Annotated in this window: 1 protein-coding gene; it reads right to left on the bottom strand. The window is 43.3% G+C overall.

The genetic code is table 11. From position 1 onward, the window contains the following. Positions 1 to 72: 72 nt before the first annotated feature. A partial coding sequence (locus A3757_RS04825; protein WP_068739237.1) for a UPF0149 family protein occupies positions 73 to 461 on the bottom strand: 389 nt, incomplete at its 5' end.

Raw genomic sequence — 461 nt, forward strand, 5'->3', positions numbered from 1 at the left:
CGCTGNTCCGATCTCTGTGTGAAACGGTTGAATATAGTGATGAAGGCCGCTGTGTCGAGGCGACCTTGGCACTTAATCCGAATGATAGAAAAGAAAGATATCCACCAATTGCTCCGGCATAATTTCTTCGAATTGGGATAAAAGCTTTTCGTTTCGACGTATTTCTTGAAACTCATCACTATCAAATAGGCCTGAAAGGGCCATGATAGGAAGTAGCAATTCGGCGGTAACATCTTCACCTTTGCAGAACCATGCCTTTTCTTTGTAGAAGAAACCTTCCATAAAGCCTGTGCACCAGCTTTCAAGACAGGCATCGTAGTGAGTTTCGCTGTCGTCATCAGTTTCATCGCTGTAGGGTAAGAGTATATCGCGGTCTTCATTAATCTCTTCAAGCAATGTCGACTTGATCTCTTCGATACAGCTTTCAATAGTGGCGATTTCAGATTCACTAAGCTCGATAT

The organism is Oleiphilus sp. HI0117 (assembly GCF_001635235.1).